This window comes from Xanthomonas campestris pv. phormiicola, assembly GCA_025666215.1.
Taxonomy (GTDB): domain Bacteria; phylum Pseudomonadota; class Gammaproteobacteria; order Xanthomonadales; family Xanthomonadaceae; genus Xanthomonas_A; species Xanthomonas_A campestris_A.
This window is the reverse complement of sequence record CP102593.1, coordinates 4,459,637-4,478,040: the sequence shown is the minus strand read 5'-3', so window position 1 is coordinate 4,478,040 and position 18,404 is coordinate 4,459,637. Positions and strand designations below refer to the sequence as shown.

16 protein-coding genes are annotated in these 18,404 nt (G+C 69.4%); 7 read left to right on the top strand and 9 right to left on the bottom strand.

Features of this window, described 5'->3' with window-relative positions:
- Positions 1-253: 253 nt before the first annotated feature.
- The 8 genes from NRY95_18860 to fabR all read right to left on the bottom strand — a co-directional run bounded on the left by NRY95_18860 (position 254) and on the right by fabR (position 7,887).
- Positions 254-823: an SOS response-associated peptidase gene (locus NRY95_18860; protein UYC15732.1), complete on the bottom strand. Its 570-nt coding sequence runs from the start codon at positions 821-823 to the stop codon at positions 254-256.
- Between the two features lie 112 nt (positions 824-935).
- Positions 936-1,442, bottom strand: a complete 507-nt coding sequence (locus NRY95_18855; protein UYC15731.1) for a ferritin-like domain-containing protein — start codon at positions 1,440-1,442, stop codon at positions 936-938.
- A 70-nt stretch (positions 1,443-1,512) separates the two neighbouring features.
- On the bottom strand, positions 1,513-2,025 hold the full coding sequence (locus NRY95_18850; protein ID UYC15730.1) for a ferritin-like domain-containing protein: 513 nt from the start codon (positions 2,023-2,025) through the stop codon (positions 1,513-1,515).
- Positions 2,026-2,481: 456 nt separating this feature from the next.
- Positions 2,482-3,348, bottom strand: a complete 867-nt coding sequence (locus NRY95_18845) for an SDR family oxidoreductase (protein ID UYC15729.1) — start codon at positions 3,346-3,348, stop codon at positions 2,482-2,484.
- 111 nt (positions 3,349-3,459) lie between these two features.
- Positions 3,460-5,061 carry a diguanylate cyclase gene (locus tag NRY95_18840; protein ID UYC15728.1) on the bottom strand — a complete coding sequence of 534 codons (1,602 nt, stop codon included), beginning with the start codon at positions 5,059-5,061 and terminating at the stop codon, positions 3,460-3,462.
- Positions 5,062-5,067: 6 nt separating this feature from the next.
- Positions 5,068-6,537 (bottom strand): AAA family ATPase, encoded by a 1,470-nt coding sequence (locus NRY95_18835; GenBank protein ID UYC15727.1) that lies wholly within the window; start codon positions 6,535-6,537, stop codon positions 5,068-5,070.
- The gene (locus NRY95_18830; protein UYC15726.1) at positions 6,534-6,971 is read right to left on the bottom strand and encodes a hypothetical protein; all 438 of its coding nucleotides are present in this window, start codon (positions 6,969-6,971) and stop codon (positions 6,534-6,536) included. Before NRY95_18830 ends, NRY95_18835 begins: the two co-directional genes overlap by 4 nt.
- 265 nt (positions 6,972-7,236) lie before the next feature.
- Positions 7,237-7,887, bottom strand: a complete 651-nt coding sequence (fabR, locus tag NRY95_18825) for an HTH-type transcriptional repressor FabR (protein ID UYC15725.1) — start codon at positions 7,885-7,887, stop codon at positions 7,237-7,239.
- Between the two features lie 93 nt (positions 7,888-7,980).
- Between fabR and NRY95_18820 the strand changes: the two genes are divergently transcribed.
- Both NRY95_18820 and NRY95_18815 read left to right on the top strand, forming a co-directional pair.
- The gene (locus NRY95_18820; protein ID UYC15724.1) at positions 7,981-9,057 is read left to right on the top strand and encodes a ferredoxin reductase; all 1,077 of its coding nucleotides are present in this window, start codon (positions 7,981-7,983) and stop codon (positions 9,055-9,057) included.
- 11 nt (positions 9,058-9,068) lie between these two features.
- Entirely contained in the window at positions 9,069-10,199 is a 1,131-nt protein-coding gene (locus NRY95_18815; GenBank protein ID UYC15723.1) for an acyl-CoA desaturase, read from the top strand.
- 261 nt (positions 10,200-10,460) lie between these two features.
- On the opposite strand, the gene NRY95_18810 is transcribed toward NRY95_18815, so the two are convergent.
- On the bottom strand, positions 10,461-11,324 hold the full coding sequence (locus tag NRY95_18810) for an SDR family NAD(P)-dependent oxidoreductase (protein ID UYC15722.1): 864 nt from the start codon (positions 11,322-11,324) through the stop codon (positions 10,461-10,463).
- A gap of 399 nt (positions 11,325-11,723) precedes the next feature.
- Between NRY95_18810 and poxB the strand changes: the two genes are divergently transcribed.
- The 5 genes from poxB to NRY95_18785 all read left to right on the top strand — a co-directional run bounded on the left by poxB (position 11,724) and on the right by NRY95_18785 (position 18,340).
- The gene (poxB, locus tag NRY95_18805; protein UYC18637.1) at positions 11,724-13,433 is read left to right on the top strand and encodes a ubiquinone-dependent pyruvate dehydrogenase; all 1,710 of its coding nucleotides are present in this window, start codon (positions 11,724-11,726) and stop codon (positions 13,431-13,433) included.
- A gap of 81 nt (positions 13,434-13,514) precedes the next feature.
- The gene (locus tag NRY95_18800) at positions 13,515-14,954 is read left to right on the top strand and encodes a HAMP domain-containing histidine kinase (GenBank protein ID UYC15721.1); all 1,440 of its coding nucleotides are present in this window, start codon (positions 13,515-13,517) and stop codon (positions 14,952-14,954) included.
- A complete protein-coding gene (locus NRY95_18795; GenBank protein ID UYC15720.1) occupies positions 14,939-16,279 on the top strand; it encodes a sigma-54 dependent transcriptional regulator in 1,341 nt (446 codons plus the stop codon). The genes NRY95_18800 and NRY95_18795 overlap by 16 nt, the downstream gene beginning before the upstream one ends.
- Before the next feature lie 498 nt (positions 16,280-16,777).
- Entirely contained in the window at positions 16,778-17,584 is an 807-nt protein-coding gene (locus NRY95_18790; protein ID UYC15719.1) for a hypothetical protein, read from the top strand.
- Between the two features lie 99 nt (positions 17,585-17,683).
- The gene (locus NRY95_18785) at positions 17,684-18,340 is read left to right on the top strand and encodes a hypothetical protein (GenBank protein UYC15718.1); all 657 of its coding nucleotides are present in this window, start codon (positions 17,684-17,686) and stop codon (positions 18,338-18,340) included.
- Positions 18,341-18,404 lie beyond the last annotated feature (64 nt).

Genomic DNA, 18,404 nt, shown 5'->3' with positions numbered 1-18,404 from the left:
CCGACGCGTGGCCTGAAACGACGCCGATGCCGCAATGCATCGGCGTCGTCGTTTCTGCACAGTGGCCAAGCGCAATGGACGCCGGCGCGGCGGGCAGCACGCCACGCCGCGCGTGTCACGCGTCGTCCTCTTCCTCTTCCGCATCGCCGCCATCGTGCGCCGCGGCAGCGGCGTCCACCGGCTCCAGCAAGGTGTGGTCGTTGCGCTCGCGGCGCTGGTAGGCCGACGACACCGGATAGGCCAGCAGCCGCGGTTACGGTGCCCGCGCCAGCAACGCCGTGGGGAACAGGCGCGGCCCGCGCAGCCAGCTGCGGCAACGCTCGCCGCTCAGGAAGATCGGTCCATCCGCGGTCAGCGGCGGGGGAATCGCGGCGTTGGCATGGGTCAGCACGCTGAAGCTGAGCAAGGCCGGTTCGCCGCGCTCCCACAATCCGGCTGCCAACAGCACTTCGCCCTCGGCGTGGTGGATGTAATACGGCTGCGCCGGCTTTCGGCTGTGGTCCCATTTGCAGTCGCCGGACAGCGGGATCACGCAGTGCTGGCTCTTCCACGGCGCAGCGAAGATGCGACTGCGCGCTGCGCGCTCCAGCCGCGCGGTGACGGTGGTGTAGGGCGTGTCCGGCGTCTTCGACCAGCGCGGCACGATGCTCCATTGCAGGCGCTCCGCCTGGGCGGCCCCATCGCGGCAGACCAGCGCCGTGGCGACGTCGCCCTTGCCCAGGGTGTAGTGGTCAGGATAGGCCGCAAGCCCCGCACGCAGTGGTGGGTCCAACTGCGCGGGCAGGGCGTCCCCGATGCCGAAGGCCTGTACGAAACGTCTCATCGGTTTGCTGCATGCCTTTGCAAAAATGCCCAGGCCCAGGAGCGATTCGGCATGCTGCCGGTGGCGGCGTCCAGGAGCCGCGGCGCCGGGAATCGGCGCCGCGGTGGGGCGATCAGGCGGCCTTGCGCTTCTGCGCGGCCGCCTGGTTGCCGCCTTGCTCGGCGAGCAGGGTCAGCTTTTCGTCGGTGGACTTCTCTTCCTGCAGCGTCTCCAGCAGCAGCTTGAGCGCATCGGCCTTGCCCAGCTGTTTGGCCATCGCCGCCAGCGTGCCGTAGGAGGCGATCTCGTAGTGCTCGACCTTCTGCGCACCGCCGATCAGCGCGGCATCGCGCACCGGGCCGGCCTCGATCGATTCGATCACTTCCTTGCCTTCCTCCACCAGGCCTTCCATCGCCGCGCACTTGATGCGCTTCAGGCGCAGCTCGAGCTTCTCCACGATCTGGTCGATGCGCTCGATCTGGCCCTGGGTTTCTTCCAGATGCGTCTCGAACGCCGCGCGCAGCGCCGGATCGGTGGATGCGCGGGCGAGCTTCGGCAATGCCTTGGACAGTTGCTTCTCCGCGCTGTAGATGTCGGACAGTTCGTGCAGGAACAGGTCGTCGATGGTCTTGATGGCCATGTCGATGGATCTCCGTGGTTGGGTGATGAGGGCGTGCGGGATGGTGCGTGCAACGGTCCTGCCCGGCCGCCTAGTGTTTGGCGGTCCGGCCTTCGGTTCGCTCGCGTTTCAGGAAGGCCAGTATCGTGGCCTCCTGGTGTTCGATCAGCCACTCGGCCATGGCGATCTCCTGGTCGAGAATGGCCGCGCAGATCCGCGCGATCTGCGCTTGCTCGGCTTCCTTGGCGGCGATGACCAGCGCGCGATACGCGGCCACCTCCATGTGTTCGAAGGCATAGCTGATGCCCAGGCTCTTGGCCACTTCGTCGCTCATCATCGAATTGCCGGCGGCATGCAGCGTCGCCAGCACGCTGGCCACGGCGCCCTTGAGCGTGGGCACCGAGCCATCGAGCAGTTCGATGCAGCGCTTCACCTGCTCGGACTGGTCGCGGGTCTCGGCGATGTGCTGCTGGATGCGCGCCTTGAGCTCCGGATAGTGCTCCAGGCGGCCTGCGGTGGCGGTCAGCATCGTGTTCGCTTCCCGTTCCATTGCGTAAGCGTCCTGCAGCCATTTCAACAAGCGCTCGGTGTTGCTTCGGGCCATGAACGTGTCTCCAGATGAGGGCGCCGCGCGTTCGCTGCGACAAGCGTCTGCCGTATTCCCCTGCTGAGGCCCCACGCTAGACCTCGCCGCGTTAGCGCGAATGCAATGCAGGGTGAATGCTTTGCGATGAGCGTCCGCATGGGGGTGCGGCCTGGAAAACGCTGAACGCGGCAATGGGCGCCACCACGGTCGTGGTGGCCGATGCCGGAGGAAGACGCCTCTTCGGCACCGCGGAAACATCGCGCGCCGCAGCGCGGTTTCGCCGTTTGTGTGCATGCTGACGTGCGCGGTGCGCATGGACGCGCGTAACCGCGCTGGCGTGGCCGCTTTTTTCCAGGGTGTGCTACGCGGGGATTCTGCGCAGCGAGGCGAAACCGCCGGTGCGGCGGCTTCGCAATGACGATAGCGGCCAGGGATCGCCGCTGTCGCGGCAATCGGCCGGCCGCGCTGCCGCGGCTACAACGTGACCGCGCCGCCGGCAATGGTGAGCAGGGTGCCGGAGGTGTAGCTGGAGGTATCGGCGGCGAGCAGCACATAGGCCGAGGCCAGTTCCGCCGGTTGTCCTGGGCGGCCGAACGGGGTCTGCGAGCCGAACTCCTTCACCGACTCTTCGTCCATGCCGGCGGGAATGAACGGGGTCCAGATCGGACCGGGCAATACCGCGTTGACCCGGATCTTCTTGTCGGCGAGCAAGCCGGCCAGGCCGATGGTCAGGTTGGCGACCGCGCCCTTGGTGCTGGAATAGGGCAGGATGTTCGGGGTCGGCTTCTTCGAGTTGACCGAGGCGGTGTTGATGATCGAACCGCCTTCGGGCATATGCGGCACCGCCAGCTGCACCAGGTGGAACGGCGCGTGCACGTTGGTGGCGAAGGTCTTCTCCCACTCGTCGAGGGTGATCTCCTCGAAACTGTGGAAGTAACGCTGGTAGGCGGCGTTGTTGACCAGCACGTCGAGCCCGCCGAAACGTTCGGCCACGGTTGCGATCAATGCCTGTGCCTGCGCGCGGTCGCTGACGTCGCAGGGCTGCAGCAGCACGCGCACGCCGGCGGCTTCGATGAGCTTGCCGATACGCTCGGCGTCGTGTTGCTCGCTCGGCAGATAGGCGATGGCCACATCGGCGCCTTCGCGCGCATAGGCGATGGCCACCGCCGCGCCGATGCCGCTGTCGCCGCCGGTGATCAGCGTGCGCTTGCCCTGCAGCAGGCCGTGGCCGAGGTAGCTGTCCTCGCCGTGGTCCGGCTTCGGATCCATCTTGTCGGTCAGGCCGGGGAACGACTGCTGCTGCGTCTTGAAGGGCGGGTAGGGATAGTTTGGAACCGGCATGGCGGTGTCCTGCTTCGGGGGAAGGAACACCTTGCACGTCGGTGGGTAAAGGCACGGCCAAGATCGCGTCGTCATCGTGTGTGCAGCGATGCTGCGCCGCGTGCGTGTCGGCTACAGCGGCAGCGACACGCTGAACGCGCTGCCGTGATCCAGTCCGGCGCTGCTGGCGACCACCGTGCCGCCGTGTGCGGTCACGATCTCGCGCACCACGGTCAATCCGATGCCCATGCCGCCGCTGTTGAAACCGATCGCATGCGTGTCCTGCACGAACGGTTCGAACACCAGCGGCAGGGCTTGCGCGGAGATGCCGATGCCGGTGTCGGAGACGATCAGCAGCGCCTGATCGGCGAGCTGCTGCAGTTCCAGCGTCAATTGGCCGTGCTCGGGTGTGTATTTGGAGGCGTTGTCGAGCAGATTGCGCAGTACCTGCGACAGGCGCACGCGGTCGCCGGAAATCTCCAGCGCGTGCTCGGGGGTGTTCAATGCCAGTGTCTGCATGCGCGCGTTCATCGCCGGACGGCAGGCATTGACCGCTTCCATGACGGTTTCGCGCAGGTCCATCGGTTCCTTGATCAAGCGCAGCTTGCCGGTGCGTACCCGCGACAGGTCGAGCAGATCCCCGATCAGGCGCGCCATGTGCGCGACTTCGTGCTCGATGATCCGTTGCATGCGCAGCAGATTGTCGGGGGGCAGGGTGGCCAGCATCGATCCGGCAATGCCGATCGGGGTCAGCGGATTGCGCAGTTCGTGCGCCACGAACGCCAGGAATTCGCTTTGCCGCTGGTAGGCCTTCTCGGCGCCCGCCTGCAGCTCCTGCGCGCTCAACGCGGCCAGCACCAGGTGCTCGTTGGCCTGGCGCAGCTGCGCATGTCGTTCGCTCTCGTGCGCGGAGGCGGTCGGGTCTGCGTCGATTGCCCATGTCTTGGCGCCCAACGCGTTGCGGTGCGCATGCAGTTCGCCGACCAGGCGCGGATCGTAGAACTCGAAGCGCGCCGTCGACAGGCGTTTGGCGCAATACATGGCGTCGTCGGCATGCATCAGCAAGGCTTCGACGTTGTCGGCGTGGTCCGGATACAGGCTGATGCCGATGCTCACGCCGAGCCGCAGCGTGTCCTCGCCGGCGACCGCCGGCTGCGCGAAGGCCTCGATCAGCGCGGTCGCCGTCGCCGCGGCATAGGCCTTGGTGCTCAGCCCGGTCAGCACCACGACGAACTCGTCGCCGCCGTAGCGCGCCACGGTGACATGCGCATCGACGATGCTGCTGATGCGTTCGGCGGCCAGGCGCAGGAACACATCGCCGGTGGCGTGTCCGAGCAGGTCGTTGACCTGCTTGAATTCGTTCAGATCCAGGAACAGCACGGCGATGCGGCTATGTTGCGCGTGCGCCGCGGTGATGGCCTGGTTGAGCCGTTCGAACAGCAGTTCACGGTTCGGCAGACCGGTCAGTGCGTCGCGCTTGGCATGGCGCGTCGCGTCCTCCAGCGCCAGTTCGTAGGTCGCTACCTGCGCCTGGGCGCGCAGCGTGGTCAACACCAGGCGTTCGTTGGCCGCTTTCAGATCGGTCGCAAGCTCGTGCGACGCATGGTCCTTCAGCGCGCTCAGGTCCGCTTGCAGCCGGTGCAACTCCAGCCGCGCGACCAACGATTGGCGGCGCAGATGCGAGAGCTCGAGCCGGGCTACATCGATGGTGGGCTGTTCCGGAGGCGTCTGCATGCTGGGTCAGCTCGTGTCGAGGGCGTCGTGCACGCCGGACTTGCGCATCGGCCGGCCGCCGAGCAGGCCTTCCTGTTGCGGCAGCGCCGCGCCGATGCGGATGCCGGTGTCGTCGATATGGAATTCCCGCAGCGCGTCCGAGTGTGCGCTGGCGCGCACCTTGACCACCGCCATGACCCGGCGCAAGCGGCTTTCCACCTCGATGTAGCGCTGCACGATGATCGCATCGGTCATGAACGCGGTGCCGTACGGGCTGAAGCGCAGGTCGGTGTAGCGGTCTTCCAGTTCCGAGGTCATCAGCACGGTGACGCCGGTCGCGGCCAGGGCCACCACCATGCGCGACAGCGATTCGCGGAAGTCTTGGCGAAACGTCGGCGCCAACGCCAGCTCGAACGCGGACAGCGAATCGATCACCACGCGGGTGGCGCCGAGCCGCTCGATCTCCGCGACCAGCAACAGCAGGATCTCGTCGATCGACAGGTCCGGCGCACGGCTGTCGACCACGCCGACCTGGCCGCTGTCGATCAACGCCGCCAGCGCCGGGATGCGCGAACGCCGCGGCTGCTGCTCGAAGGCGACCAGCACGCCGCTGTCGCCCTGGCGCGCGCCTTCGGCCAGGAACGCGGCGGCGAGCAGGCTCTTGCCGGAGCCGGACGGACCGGCCACCAGCAGCGAATAGCCCTGCGGCAGGCCGCCGCCGAGCATCGCGTCCAGTTCCGGCACGCCCATCGGCAGGCGCGCGCCGGCCTGTGGCGCCGGTGCGCCCAGCGGCAGCGCCGGCACCGGCGCGAACACGCGCACGCCGGAACCGTCGATGCGGAACGTGTGCAGTCCCGGCAGCGACGGCTTGCCGCGCATCTTCATGATCTCCATCTTGCGCACCATCGAGTTGCGCTGCACGCTCTGCCGCAACCAGATCAGCCCATCGGCCACGGTGAACACCGGATTGGGATCGGACTCGACGAAGTATTCGCCGATCAGGAACGTGGTCGCCTGCCAGCTGGTCATCATCATGCCCAGTTGCTGGATGAAGCGCTGCAGGTTGTTGTGCAGGTTGCCGTCGGCGGTGCTGGCCAGCGCCACCGAGCGGAACGAATCGACGAACACCAGCGATGGGCCGTGCGCCTCCACCTCGGCGACGATGCGCGCCAGCACCCGGTCCAGATCGCCGGCCAGGGTTTCCTCGGAGAGGTTGACGAAGTGGATCGTGGCGTTGATCGCGGCGGCGTCGAAGAAGTCGAACTGCTGCTGGTAGCGCAGCATCTTCAGCGGCGGCTCGCCGAGCACGGTGAAGTACAGTGCCGGACGCTCCGGCGTGGCCAGCGCGAACATCATCTGGTGCGCGAGCGTGGTCTTGCCGCAGCCGGGCGGTCCGGCGATCAGGTTGAACGAGAATTCGGGCAATCCTCCACCCAAGACCGCGTCGAGTCCGGGAACGCCGGTCTGCAGGCAGTGAATGGCGACTTTGCTGCTCATGAAGAGATGTCCTGCGCGGGAGGTCCGCTGGAAAAGGTGACCCACACCGACTGCAAAAGCCGTTCGGTGAGGGTTGCGCCGATCATGCTGACCAGCACGCCATGAAAGGTCGAAAGAAAGGCGCCAGCACCAGCGGCCGCGATGGCGGCGCCTTGCCGGCTCAGTACCAGGCCGAAGACGTCGAGCGCCCCCTGTTCGCTGGACGCCTCGGTCGCGGCGAAGGCCTCTTCCAGCCACGGGAAGCGGTCCTTGCTCAGGAACAGGGCGCGTTTGAACAGCGCGGCCACGCCGCGTGCGCCCAGGATCGGCGTCAGCGCCTGTTCGATCTGCCGCCACGTCGACGTGATGGACGCCGCGATCGTCGACGCTTCCGCGCCGTCGGCGGCCAGTCGTGCGAGCGCGGCGACCGTCGCAGATAGCGCGGGGTTTTCCATTTGCCTTGCGCGCACCTGCGGAATATGTGTTCCCACTGTATACCTTCGGCCACGCAAAGCGTGGTGTTCTCCTCACGCGCCCGGCATCCGCCCGCAAAACCGGGGCGAGGCCGTCGGCGGCGGGTCAGGCGCGAATGCGGCGAGGCATTCCGCCCGTCGCCACGGCCCGCCGATCGATGCGCAAGACGGTCTTGTGGACGGATGCGTAGACAGCGACAGACCGTTCAGGGCGGCGGCGTACGGCCCATGCGCCGGCGCGGCGCGGCTACGCCGAGGCGGCGATCGTGCGCGAGCCGAGGATGATCATGCGCAGCATCGCGCTGATCTGGCGGATCAGTTCCGGGTCTTTTTCCGGCGGCAGGTCCATCGCGGTGGCGCCCATCGCGAACACCAGCCGGGTGATCGCCTTGGACACCAGCGCCGGTTCGTGCAGCGGCGCCTCGTCGATCGCGGCCAGGCGGATCAGGTCCACGCGCAGCTCTTCCTCGAAGTAGTTCAGCTCGCGATCCACCGCGCGCTTGAACGCGTCCGAACCCACCGTGCCCTCGCGCAGCAGCACATGCAGCAGCTTGTCATCGGCGCGCAGCTGCTCCATGAAGGTTTCCACCGAGCTGAGGATGACGCTGCGGTTGCTGCCGGCCGCGCGCTGCCGCGCCTGGCCGATGATGGTGCGCAGCGAACTGCCGGCCAGGTCGATCAGCGCCACCGCCAGTTCGTCCATGTCGCGGAACTGGCGATAGAAGCTGTTGGGGGCGATGCCGGCCTCGCGGGTCACTTCGCGCAGGCTCAGCGTGGACACGCTGCGGTGCGGCCCGATCAGCTTCAATGCCGCCGCCAGCAGGTCTTCGCGCGAGATCGCGCTCCTGCGCGCGGGCAGCGCGTCCTCGGGCAGGGGCAGGGGAACGATGGAAGTCATGGGCGGACTGGGCGGGACAAGGCCGCGATCATAACGCCTTCGTGAATATACAACTGTATAGACATCTGTATCTGCGCCTGTATAGTGGTCGCCATGAACGCTGCCCGCCGTCCTGCCTCCGCCCGCTCCGCCACCCGCGCCCTGCGCGCCTGGGTGCAGCCGGAGGTGTTCGATTTCTGGTCCACGCGGATCCACCCGCTGTGGACCTGGCAGCGCCCGCGCGCGCGGCTGCTGCAGCGCGAACGCGCCAGCAGCGACGCGGTGACCCTGGTCCTCAAGGCCAACCGCCACTGGCGCGGCCTGCGCGCCGGCCAGCACGTGCAGCTGGGCGTGGAGATCGACGGACGCCGCCTGACCCGTAGCTACAGCCCCACGCCGCTGCCGGGCGGGCGCCTGGCGATCACGGTCAAGGCGATCGACGGCGGCCGCGTCAGCCAGTACCTGGCCGACAGCGCGCGGATCGGCGAGACCTTCGAACTGGGCCAGGCGTTCGGCGACATGGTGCTGCCCGCCGCGCCGCAGGGGCGCTGGCTGCTGCTGGCCGCCGGCAGCGGCATCACCCCGATGCGCGCGCTGCTGCGCCAACTGGCCGACGCCGGCATGCCGGCCGACGTGGACCTGATCTACTGGGCGCGGCGCCGCGACCAGGTGTGCTTCGTCGACGAGCTGCAGGCGCTGGCCGCCGCGCACCCGCGTTTCCGCCTGCAGCTGGCGATCACCGGCGAAGGCGATGCGCCGGCGCCGCGCGTGGACACGCTGCCGCTGGCGCACCTGGCCGGGCTGGAGCAGGCGCAAGTGCTGGCCTGCGGTCCCGGCGGCTTCGTGCAGGCCGCGCGTACCCGCCTGGAGGGCCATGTCGCGCGCTTCCAGGCCGAGGCGTTCAGCACGCCGCTGCTGGCCGATACCGAACACGGCACGGTCGCGGTGACGCTGGCGCGTAGCGGCCGTGTGCTACAGCTGCCGCGCGGGCAGTCGCTGCTGACCGCGCTGGAAGCCGAAGGCCTGCGCCCGAAGCACGGCTGCCGCATGGGCATCTGCAACAGCTGCGCGTGCGGCAAGCAATCCGGGGCGACCCGCGACCTGCTCACCGGCGCGCACGCCACCGAACCGGGTTCGATGCTGAAGCTGTGCATCAACAGCGCCAGCAGCGACCTGATCCTGGACCTTTGAAGGACTTCCCCATGGCTGCTCCCCGCAACCGCGCACTGACCCCGGCCGACCTGCAGGCCTTCGGCGACGAACTCGACGCGCTGCGCGTGCGCACCGTCGCCACCCTGGGCGAGGCCGACGCGCGCTACATCCGCCGCATCGTCGCCGCGGTGCGCTACACCGGCCTGGCCGGGCGCGCGCTGCTGTTCCTGGGCGCGTTCGTGCACAGCGTGCTGTGGCCGGCGTGGATCGCCGGCGTGGCGTTGCTGACCCTGTCCAAGATCCTGGAGAACATGGAGCTGGGCCACAACGTCATGCACGGCCAGTACGACTGGATGGGCGATGCGCAGCTCAACGGCAACACCTACGAGTGGGACATCGTCGCCACCGGCGACAACTGGCGCAAGACCCACAACTTCAAGCACCACACCTACACCAACGTGCGCGGCATGGACGACGACATCGGCTACGGCCTGCTGCGCATCTTCCCCGAGCAGCGCTGGCGCCCGTTCTACCTGGCGCAGCCGTTCATCGCGGTGGTGTTCGCGCTGCTGTTCGAATGGGGCGTGGCGATCCAGGACCTGCGCCTGGGCCGCTGGTTCGCCGGCAAGATGAAGCGCGGCGAGCTGCGCCGCACCTTCCTGCCGGTCGGGCGCAAGATGGGCCGGCAGATCCTGAAGGACTACGTGATCTTCCCGGCGCTGGCCGGCCCGTTCTTCCTGACCGTGCTGCTCGGCAACCTCGTTGCCAACGTGCTGCGCAGCATCTGGACCTTCGTGATCATCTTCTGCGGCCACTTCACCGCCGATGCGGAGACGTTCCCGAAGGAGTCGATCAAGGGCGAGTCGCGCGGCCATTGGTACCTGCGCCAGCTGCGCGGTTCTTCCAACCTGGCCGGCGGCAAGCTGCTGAACGTGCTGTCGGGCAACCTGAGCCACCAGATCGAGCACCACTTCTACCCGGACATCCCGGCCAACCGCTACGCGGCGCTGGCGGTGGAGGTGAAGGCGATCTGCGCGCGCTACGGCCAGCACTACAACACCGGCTCGCTGCCGCGCCAGTTCGGCCAGGTGATGTGGCGGATCGTGCGCCACGCCTTCCCGAGCCGGCCGCGGCCGGTGCGCCAGGTTCGCCAGCACGAGGCGCTGCAGCAGACCGGTTGAGCGCTGGCCCAAGCCCGGTCACTCGCGCGATAGCCGGGATGCGGACGGCGCGCCGGATATCGATACAGGCGGGGACAAGCGCCGGTAGGCCGCGAGCGGACCAGCCATGCGCCCGCACCCGTGCGGCGATCGCCACCGCTGTCGATGCGCGTTCGGCGTGGGAGAGGGCGGCGTAACCGGGCGAAGTGCCGCATCGCGAGCCCGTCTCGCTGCCGCCTTCGCCGGCGTGGAGCGCCCGCGGCGCTGCTCCACGGAAGTGCCTCAGCTCTCCGCCACGATGCGGCTCACCGTGCCGGGGATCAGGCGCAGCAGCAGCGGAAGCCAGCGCGTTTGCCCCGGAAGCGCCATCGGCCGCTTGCGCGCCAGAGCCGCCAGCGTGACCCGCGCAACTTCCTCAGGGGAAATCTTCCTGCCCTGGCTGTGCGCCGTCGCACGCGTATCCACGCTCGGCGGAAGCACTTCCAGCACCTGTGTCCCGCGCGCGGCGAGTTGCCTGCGGAGTCCTTCCGCGAAACCGTGCAGGCCGGCCTTGGCGGCCCCGTAGCTCGGCGCGCGGCGCGGAGAAACCAACGCGTAGCCGGAGCTGACGATGACGATCGCCTCCATCGATGGCCAGCGTGCGAGCGTCGCCGCCGTCAGTTGGATCGGTGCGGTCAGGTTGACCGCCAATTCGTCGGAGAGGCCGGCCATGTCGGAAACGCCCGCGGCGAAATCCCGCTCGACCAGGCGGCCGGCGTTGTTGACGAGAATATCGAGTCGGCCGAACTGCGCGGCGACGGCGTCCAGCAGCATCGCCTGGTCCGCGGCGTCGGCGACATCCGCTTTGACCGCGAGCGCGTCCGGATGCGCCTGGCGCATGGCATCGAGCGCCTCGCTGGAACGTGCGCAGACCGCCACGCGGTCGCCCTGGGCCAGGAACGCCTCGGCCAGGGCCAGGCCGATGCCGGCGGTGCCGCCGGTAACGAGTACCACCCGGGCGCCCGCGCGTGCGTTCTCAATCATCGGAGCCGCATCCCCCGGGGCGCCGCGACCGCCGGAACTGCGCAGAGTGCTTTCCATCGGGTTCTCGGTCGTTTGCTGGTTGCCGGCATGGTATTGGAAATCGCGTCCGTTGCGAAAGGACATGCTGCGAGTCAAGTGGCCGCATTGCCGCCAGGCTGCGCACAGGTCGAGCGAAGCGCGCGCACCATCGGCACGTTGCCGCGTCGCCGCTGCGCAAGCATGCGCAGGCGAAGCCCGCCCGGCCGGCCCGGCGCTGCAGTTGCCCGAGGCGGGCGCCGCCGCGCAAATGCGCGCGGTGTTGTAAAGGATGGTCGTGCTGATTTGCGCCGCTTCGCTGCGTCTCGCTACGCCGCATGACCATTGCATGCCGAGCGATGGCCGTGACAAAGTCGCGGTGCGGCAACGCCAGTACCTGCGCGCATTGCGAACCGGGCCGTCGGCATCCATGACGCCGGACTTACGCAAGCCGTGGGACGCTGCCGCTCCCCCTCCCGCGGAGCAGCGCACGTGTCGAACCTCAGCATCGCCCGGCATCTGGCCGAAACCCTGCACAGCGCCGGCGTCGAACGCATCTGGGGAGTGACCGGCGACAGCCTCAACGGACTCACCGACGCGCTGCGGCAGATGGACAGCATCGAGTGGATGCACGTGCGCCACGAGGAAGTGGCCGCGTTCGCCGCCGGCGCCGAGGCCGCGCTGAGCGGCAAGCTCGCGGTCTGCGCCGGCAGCTGCGGCCCGGGCAACCTGCACCTGATCAACGGCCTGTTCGACTGCCACCGCAGCCACCAGCCGGTGCTGGCGATCGCCGCGCACATTCCCTCCTCGGAGATCGGCCTGGGCTATTTCCAGGAAACCCATCCGCAGGAACTGTTCCGCGAGTGCAGCCACTACGTCGAGCTGGTCACCAACCCGGCGCAGATGCCGGAGGTGCTGCACCGGGCGATGCGCACCGCGATCCTCAGGCAGGGCGTGGCGGTGGTGGTGATTCCCGGCGACGTGGCGCTGCAGGAGCTGCCCAGGGGCACGCCGACCGCCTGGCCGGCGCTGGCGCCGCCGCGGATCCTGCCGGCCGCTGCCGATGTGGAGCGCCTGCTCGCGTTGCTGCAGGCGAGCAAGGCGACCACGCTGCTGTGCGGCAGCGGCTGCGCCGGCGCGCACGACGAACTGGTGGCGCTAGCCGACCTGCTCGGCGCGCCGATCGTGCATGCGCTGCGCGGCAAGGAGCATGTGGAATGGGACAACCCGTTCGACGTCGGCATGACCGGGCTGATCGGTTTCAGTTCCGGCTACCAGGCCATGCTCAACTGCGACACGCTGCTGATGCTCGGCACCGATTTCCCGTACCGCCAGTTCTATCCGCAGGACGCGGCCATCGTCCAGGTCGATCGCGATCCGGCCGCGCTGGGCCGGCGCACGCCGCTGCAGCTGGGCATCGCCGCCGATGTGCGCGAGACCATCGCCGCGCTGCTGCCGAAACTGCAGCGGCGCCAGGAGCGCGGCTTCCTGGACAAGGCGCTGGCGCATTACCGCAAGGCGCGCGAAGGCCTCGACGAACTGGCCGTGGCGGCCGCGCCCGGCGAGCCGCTGCACCCGCAGTTCTTGACCCGGATGATCGATGCGCTGGCCGACGAGGACGCGATCTTCAGCTGCGACGTCGGCACGCCCACGGTGTGGGCGGCGCGCTACCTGAGCATGAACGGCAAGCGCCGCCTGCTCGGTTCGTTCAACCACGGCTCGATGGCCAATGCGATGCCGCAGGCGCTGGGCGCGCAGGCGCAGTTCCCGCGGCGGCAGGTGATCTCGCTGTCCGGCGACGGCGGCTTCACCATGCTGATGGGCGATTTCATCTCCCTGGCGCAGCTGGGGCTGCCGGTGAAGGTGGTGGTCTACAACAACGCCTCGCTCGGCTTCGTGGCGATGGAGATGAAGTCGGCCGGCTATCTGGATACCGGCACCGACCTGAGCAATCCGGACTTCGCGGCGATGAGCAATGCGATGGGCATTCTCGGCGTGCGCGTGGACGAGTCGGCGCAACTGGAGCCGGCGCTGCGCCAGGCGTTCGCGCATCCGGGGCCGGTGCTGGTCGATGTGCGCGTGGCCACCCAGGAGCTGGTGATGCCGCCGGCGATCAAGCTGGAGCAGGCCAAGGGCATGGGCCTGTACCTGCTGCGCGCGGTGATGAGCGGACGCGGCGACGAGGTGCTCGAACTGGTCAAGACCAACCTGCGCTGAGCCGTGAACGGCGGCAGCGCGTCGCTGCATGCGCGGCGGGGCGCGCTGCTACCTTTGCCCCTTTCGCGTCCCCGGTGGACCATGCCTCGTTCGCTGTTGCGGCAACTGCTGCTGATCTGGATCGTCGTCCTCGCCGCGTGCGTGGGCATGGCGGTGGTGCTGTTCGGCCTGTACCGGCACAGCGAGGGCGTGCGCGTGGGCGAGGCCCATGTGCGGCTGCAGGGCGACTGCGCGCGCATCGTGCAGCGCTACAACGGCGCCAGCGCGGCCGCGCGCGGCAGCGACGGCACCGGCCTGGCCGCGGTGGTGCTGCAACTGGTGCTGGCCGACGCCGCGGGCGTGGAGGGCGGGGTGTGGGAGCGGCAGCGTGGCTTCGTCGCCTATGCCTATCCCACCTACGACGGCAGCGAGCACAAGACCGATGTGCCGAGCGCCGAACGCAACGCCATCGTCGCCACCGCGCAGCGCGGCGTCGCCAGGCAGCAATCGGTGCACTACCGTCGCGATGGCCAGCGCGAGACCTTGCTGATCGCGGCCTGCCCGCTGGATCGCAGCACCGCGGCGTGGACGATGACCCGGGTCGCCGCCACCGGCGAGGCCTCGGCCGGTCGTCCGCTGGCGGTGGGCGTGGCGCTGATCCTGGCCCTGGCGGTGGTGTCGGCGGTGGCGCTGGGCTGGGTGGTGCGGCGCTGGAGCCAGCGCCTGCAGCGCATCCAGCAGGCCCTGGCGACGTCGGCGGAAGTGCCGTCGATTCCGGCGACCGGCGCGCCGGAGCTGGACCGCCTCGGCGCGGCGGTCACCGAGTATGCGCAGCGCAGCGCGCAGGCCCTGGCCGAGGCGCGTCGGCTCGGCCAGGAACTGTCGCGGCACGAACGGCTGGCCGCGCTCGGTCGCATGACCGCGACCGTGGCGCACGAGATCCGCAACCCGATCGCGACCTTGCGCCTGGCCCTGGAAAACCAGATCGCCGCCGGCGAGGGCGGTTTCGACGAGGCGCAGGCGCAACTGATGCTGGCGCAGATCCAGCGCCTGGACGGCGTGGTCGAAAGCCTGCTGGGCATGGTCCAGCCGATTCGCCTGCAACGGCAGACGGTGGCGCTGCGGCCGTGGCTGCAGGCGTTGCTGGATCCGGCCGAATGGGGCGAGCCGGCGCCGCCGATCGCGCTGCAACTGGCGGACGCACCGAGCGAGTGGACGCTGGACCCGCAGCAGGCCGCGCGCGCGCTGCACAACCTGCTGCGCAATGCGCTGCAGCACGCCACGCCCGGCACCGCGGTGACGCTGACGGTCGCAGCCGACGCCGACCTGCTGCGGCTGACGGTGGCCAACCAGGGGCCTCCGGTACCCGCGCCGGTGGCCGCGCACCTGTTCGAACCCTTCGCCAGCGGCCGCAGCGACGGCAACGGCCTGGGCCTGGCGCTGGTGCGCGAGATCGCCCGCGCGCACGGCGGCGAGGTGCATTACGCGCACCACGACGGCATCACCTCCTTCATCCTGGAATTGCCATGGCGCGCATCCTGATCGTCGACGACGACACCGCCTTCTCGAGCACGCTGCAGGCCACGCTGCGCTCGTTCGGCCACGAGGTGATCGCCGCCGCCGATGGCGAGGCGGGCCTGGCGCGATTGCGCGACGGCGGCATCGACCTGGCCTTCGTCGATTTCCGCATGCCCGGAATGGACGGCATCGCGCTGATGCGCGCGCGCCAGGAGCATGCGCAGGCCGCCGCAGTGCCGCTGGTGATGCTCACCGCCCACGCGTCCAGCGGCAACACCATCGAGGCGATGAAGCTCGGCGCGTTCGACCACCTGGTCAAGCCGGTGGGCCGCGCCGACATCGTCGCGGTGGTGGAACGCGCGCTGCAGGCGCATGCCGGCGGCGACGGCAGTGCGGCAGCGCCGCCGGCGCCGGCCGAGGACGCCGGCGCGCTGCTCGGGCACAGCGCGGCGATGCGCACCGTGCACAAGCGCATCGGCCTGGCCGCGGCCTCGGACCTGCCGGTGCTGGTCAGCGGCGAGACCGGCACCGGCAAGGAACTGGTGGCGCGCGCGCTGCATCGCGCCAGCGCCCGCGCGGGCGCAGCCTTCGTCGCGGTCAATTGCGCGGCGATCCCGACCGAGCTGATGGAGAGCGAACTGTTCGGCTACCGCAAGGGCGCGTTTTCCGGCGCCAGCGCCGATCGCCCCGGGCTGATCCGCGAGGCCGACGGCGGCACCTTGTTCCTGGACGAGATCGGCGACATGCCGCTGCCGATGCAGGCCAAGCTGCTGCGTTTCCTGCAGGAGGGCGAGATCTCGCCGCTGGGCGGGCGCGGCGCGCAGAAGGTGGACGTGCGGGTGGTCGCCGCCACCCATCGCGAGCTGGCGCAGTTGGTCGCCGACGGCCGTTTCCGCAGCGACCTGCGCTACCGGCTCAACGTGGTGCCGATCGAACTGCCGCCGTTGCGCGAGCGCGGCGACGACATCGTGCTGCTGGCCCGGCATTTCCTCGAGGACGGTGCCGGCGCGGCGCGGACGCTGTCGGCGGCGGCGCAGGCGCGGTTGCGCGCGTATCCGTGGCCGGGCAACGTGCGCGAGCTGCGCAACGCGATGCAGCGCTGCCAGGTGCTGGTGCGCACGCCGGCGATCGAGGCGCAGGACCTGGACGAGGTGCTGGTCGGCGATGGCGACGCGGCGTTCGCCGATACGTCGGCGCTGACCCTGCCGGATGCGGTCGCGCAGCTGGAGAAGCGGATGATCCAGGCGGCGTTGGCGCAGGCGCAGGGCAATCGTGCGGAGGCCGCGCGCCGGCTCGGCATCCATCGCCAGCTGCTGTATCGCAAGCTTGAGGACTATGGGCTGGGTTAGATGTTCAGTCCCGGCATTTGCGGGAGCGGCGCGTAGGGTTTGCCGAGATTGATGCAGTCGGGACTGAAGTCCCTCCCACGATGCACCCTGCCGGCGATGCGAGCACTGCGAAGCATCCTTGCGGCAGCAACGGCTGCAACGACAGCAACGACAGCAACGACAGCAACGACAGCAACGGCTGCAAGGGCTGCAAGGGCTGCAAGGGCTGTAACGCTTGCGCGAGGGGGCGTAACGCTCGTCGCAACTGATACCCCAAGGCCTGCGAGGCCGTTTCCACAGGATTTGGTTGCCTGGAAACAGAAGAGAGGAAAGGCGCTCCGGGCAGCCGATTGCAACGCCAGGGATGTCCGCAAAGCGGACAGCGCTGCATGATAAGCAGACGCTCGCATCGGCATCGGTTCGATAAATTCTCTTCCATATCAACAAGATCGACGTTGGCACGATTCCCGCGTTGGTCTGCGCACAGGCGCACTCCCTCGCCGCCGTGGAGAACTTCCGATGATCCGTCGTAGCGCACTCGCTTTCTCGCTGGCCATCGCCACCGCGACTGCCGCCGCTCAGCTGCCGACTGCCCCCGCGGTCGCGCCGGCCGCCCTTGCCGGCGTGGCCCCGCCGCCTGCTCCGCCAGCGCCCCCGGCCCCGCCGGCGCCAGGTCAGGTCGCCGCCGCGCCGGTCCGCGTCGAGGGCACGGTCGAACGTTTCATGCTCAATCCCAACGGCGACGTCGATGGGCTGTGGCTGCGCGACGGCACCCAGGTCGGCTTCCCGCCGCAGCTGTCGGCCGACCTGCAGGCCGCGGTGCGGCGCGGCGATGCGGTGACGGTGCAGGGCTATCGCCTGGGCACGCTGCCGCTGCTGCAGGCCAGTGCGATCAGCGCGCGGCGCAGCGGCAAGCAGGTGGTGGATCGTCCGCCCAACCCGCTGGCCGCCCCGCCCGCGCCGCCCGCCCCGCCTGCGTTGAATCCGATGCAGGCGCAGGGCCGCATCGAACGCCTGGTCTACGGCCCGGGCGGCGATACCGCCGGCGTGCTGCTCAGCGACGGCACCGTGGTGCGGATGCCGCCGCACGTGGCCCTGCAGAACGCGGCGTTGTTGCGCGTCGGCGCGCCGTTGAGCGTCAGCGGCTTCGGCGTGGCCACCGCGGCCGGACGCTCGCTGGAGGCGACCCGGCTCGGCCGCGACCGCGCCTCGCAGCGCACGCTGGTCGCGCCGCCGGCCCCGCCCGCACCGCCGGTCGCGCCGCCGCCGCCGGGTGGTCCCGGCACGCCTGCTGCGCCGCCGGTGCCGCGGCCCGCACCGCGCTGATTCCCCGCACCTGGTCTTGCGATTGCGGCGCCCGCTGCCTGTTGCGGCGGGCGCCGTCACCGGCACAACGCCGGTCCCCACTTTTATTGGAGTAACGCCATGCATTGGGTCGATCCCGATTACCTGCCGGAAACCCGCGGCACGCTCGCCCGTTTCCTGCTCAATCCCAAGGCCGAGGTCGATGGCCTGCTGCTCGACGACGGCACCGAAGTGCATACCGCGCCGCACCTGTCGGCGCAGCTGCTGAAAACGCTCAAGCCGGGCATCGCGCTCGGCGTGCGCGGACTCAAGCCCTACGGCGTGGACATGCTGGTCGCGCTGGCGATCGATCCCGACGGCGGCAAGCGCATCGCCGACCGCGGACCGCATGGGCCGCACGCCCAGCACAAGCCGGCCAAGAAGCCGGAGAAATCAGCGAAGCCCGACAAGCACGAAAAACCGGCCAAGACCCAGCACAGCGGGATCGTCGCGCGGCTGCTGCATGGCCCGCACGGGCAGGTGCACGGCGTGCTGCTCGAAGACCACAGCAGCGTGCGCTTCCCGCCGCATGCCGCCGCGCCCTTGGCCAAATGGCTGGCGGTGGGCAAGCCGCTGGCGGTGGCAGGCCACGCGCTGGCCTCGCCGCACGGCATGGTGATCCATGCGCAGGCATTGGGTGCGAAGGTATCGGCGTTGCAGCCGATCGCGCCCAAGCCGCACCCGCCCAAGCCGCATGACGCCGACAAGCCCAAGCCGAAGCCCAAACCCAAGCATTGAACCGGGCGGGGTGGGGGCGGCCGCGGCGACGCGGCCGCCCCTGCGCTGCGTATCGTTTCGCGTC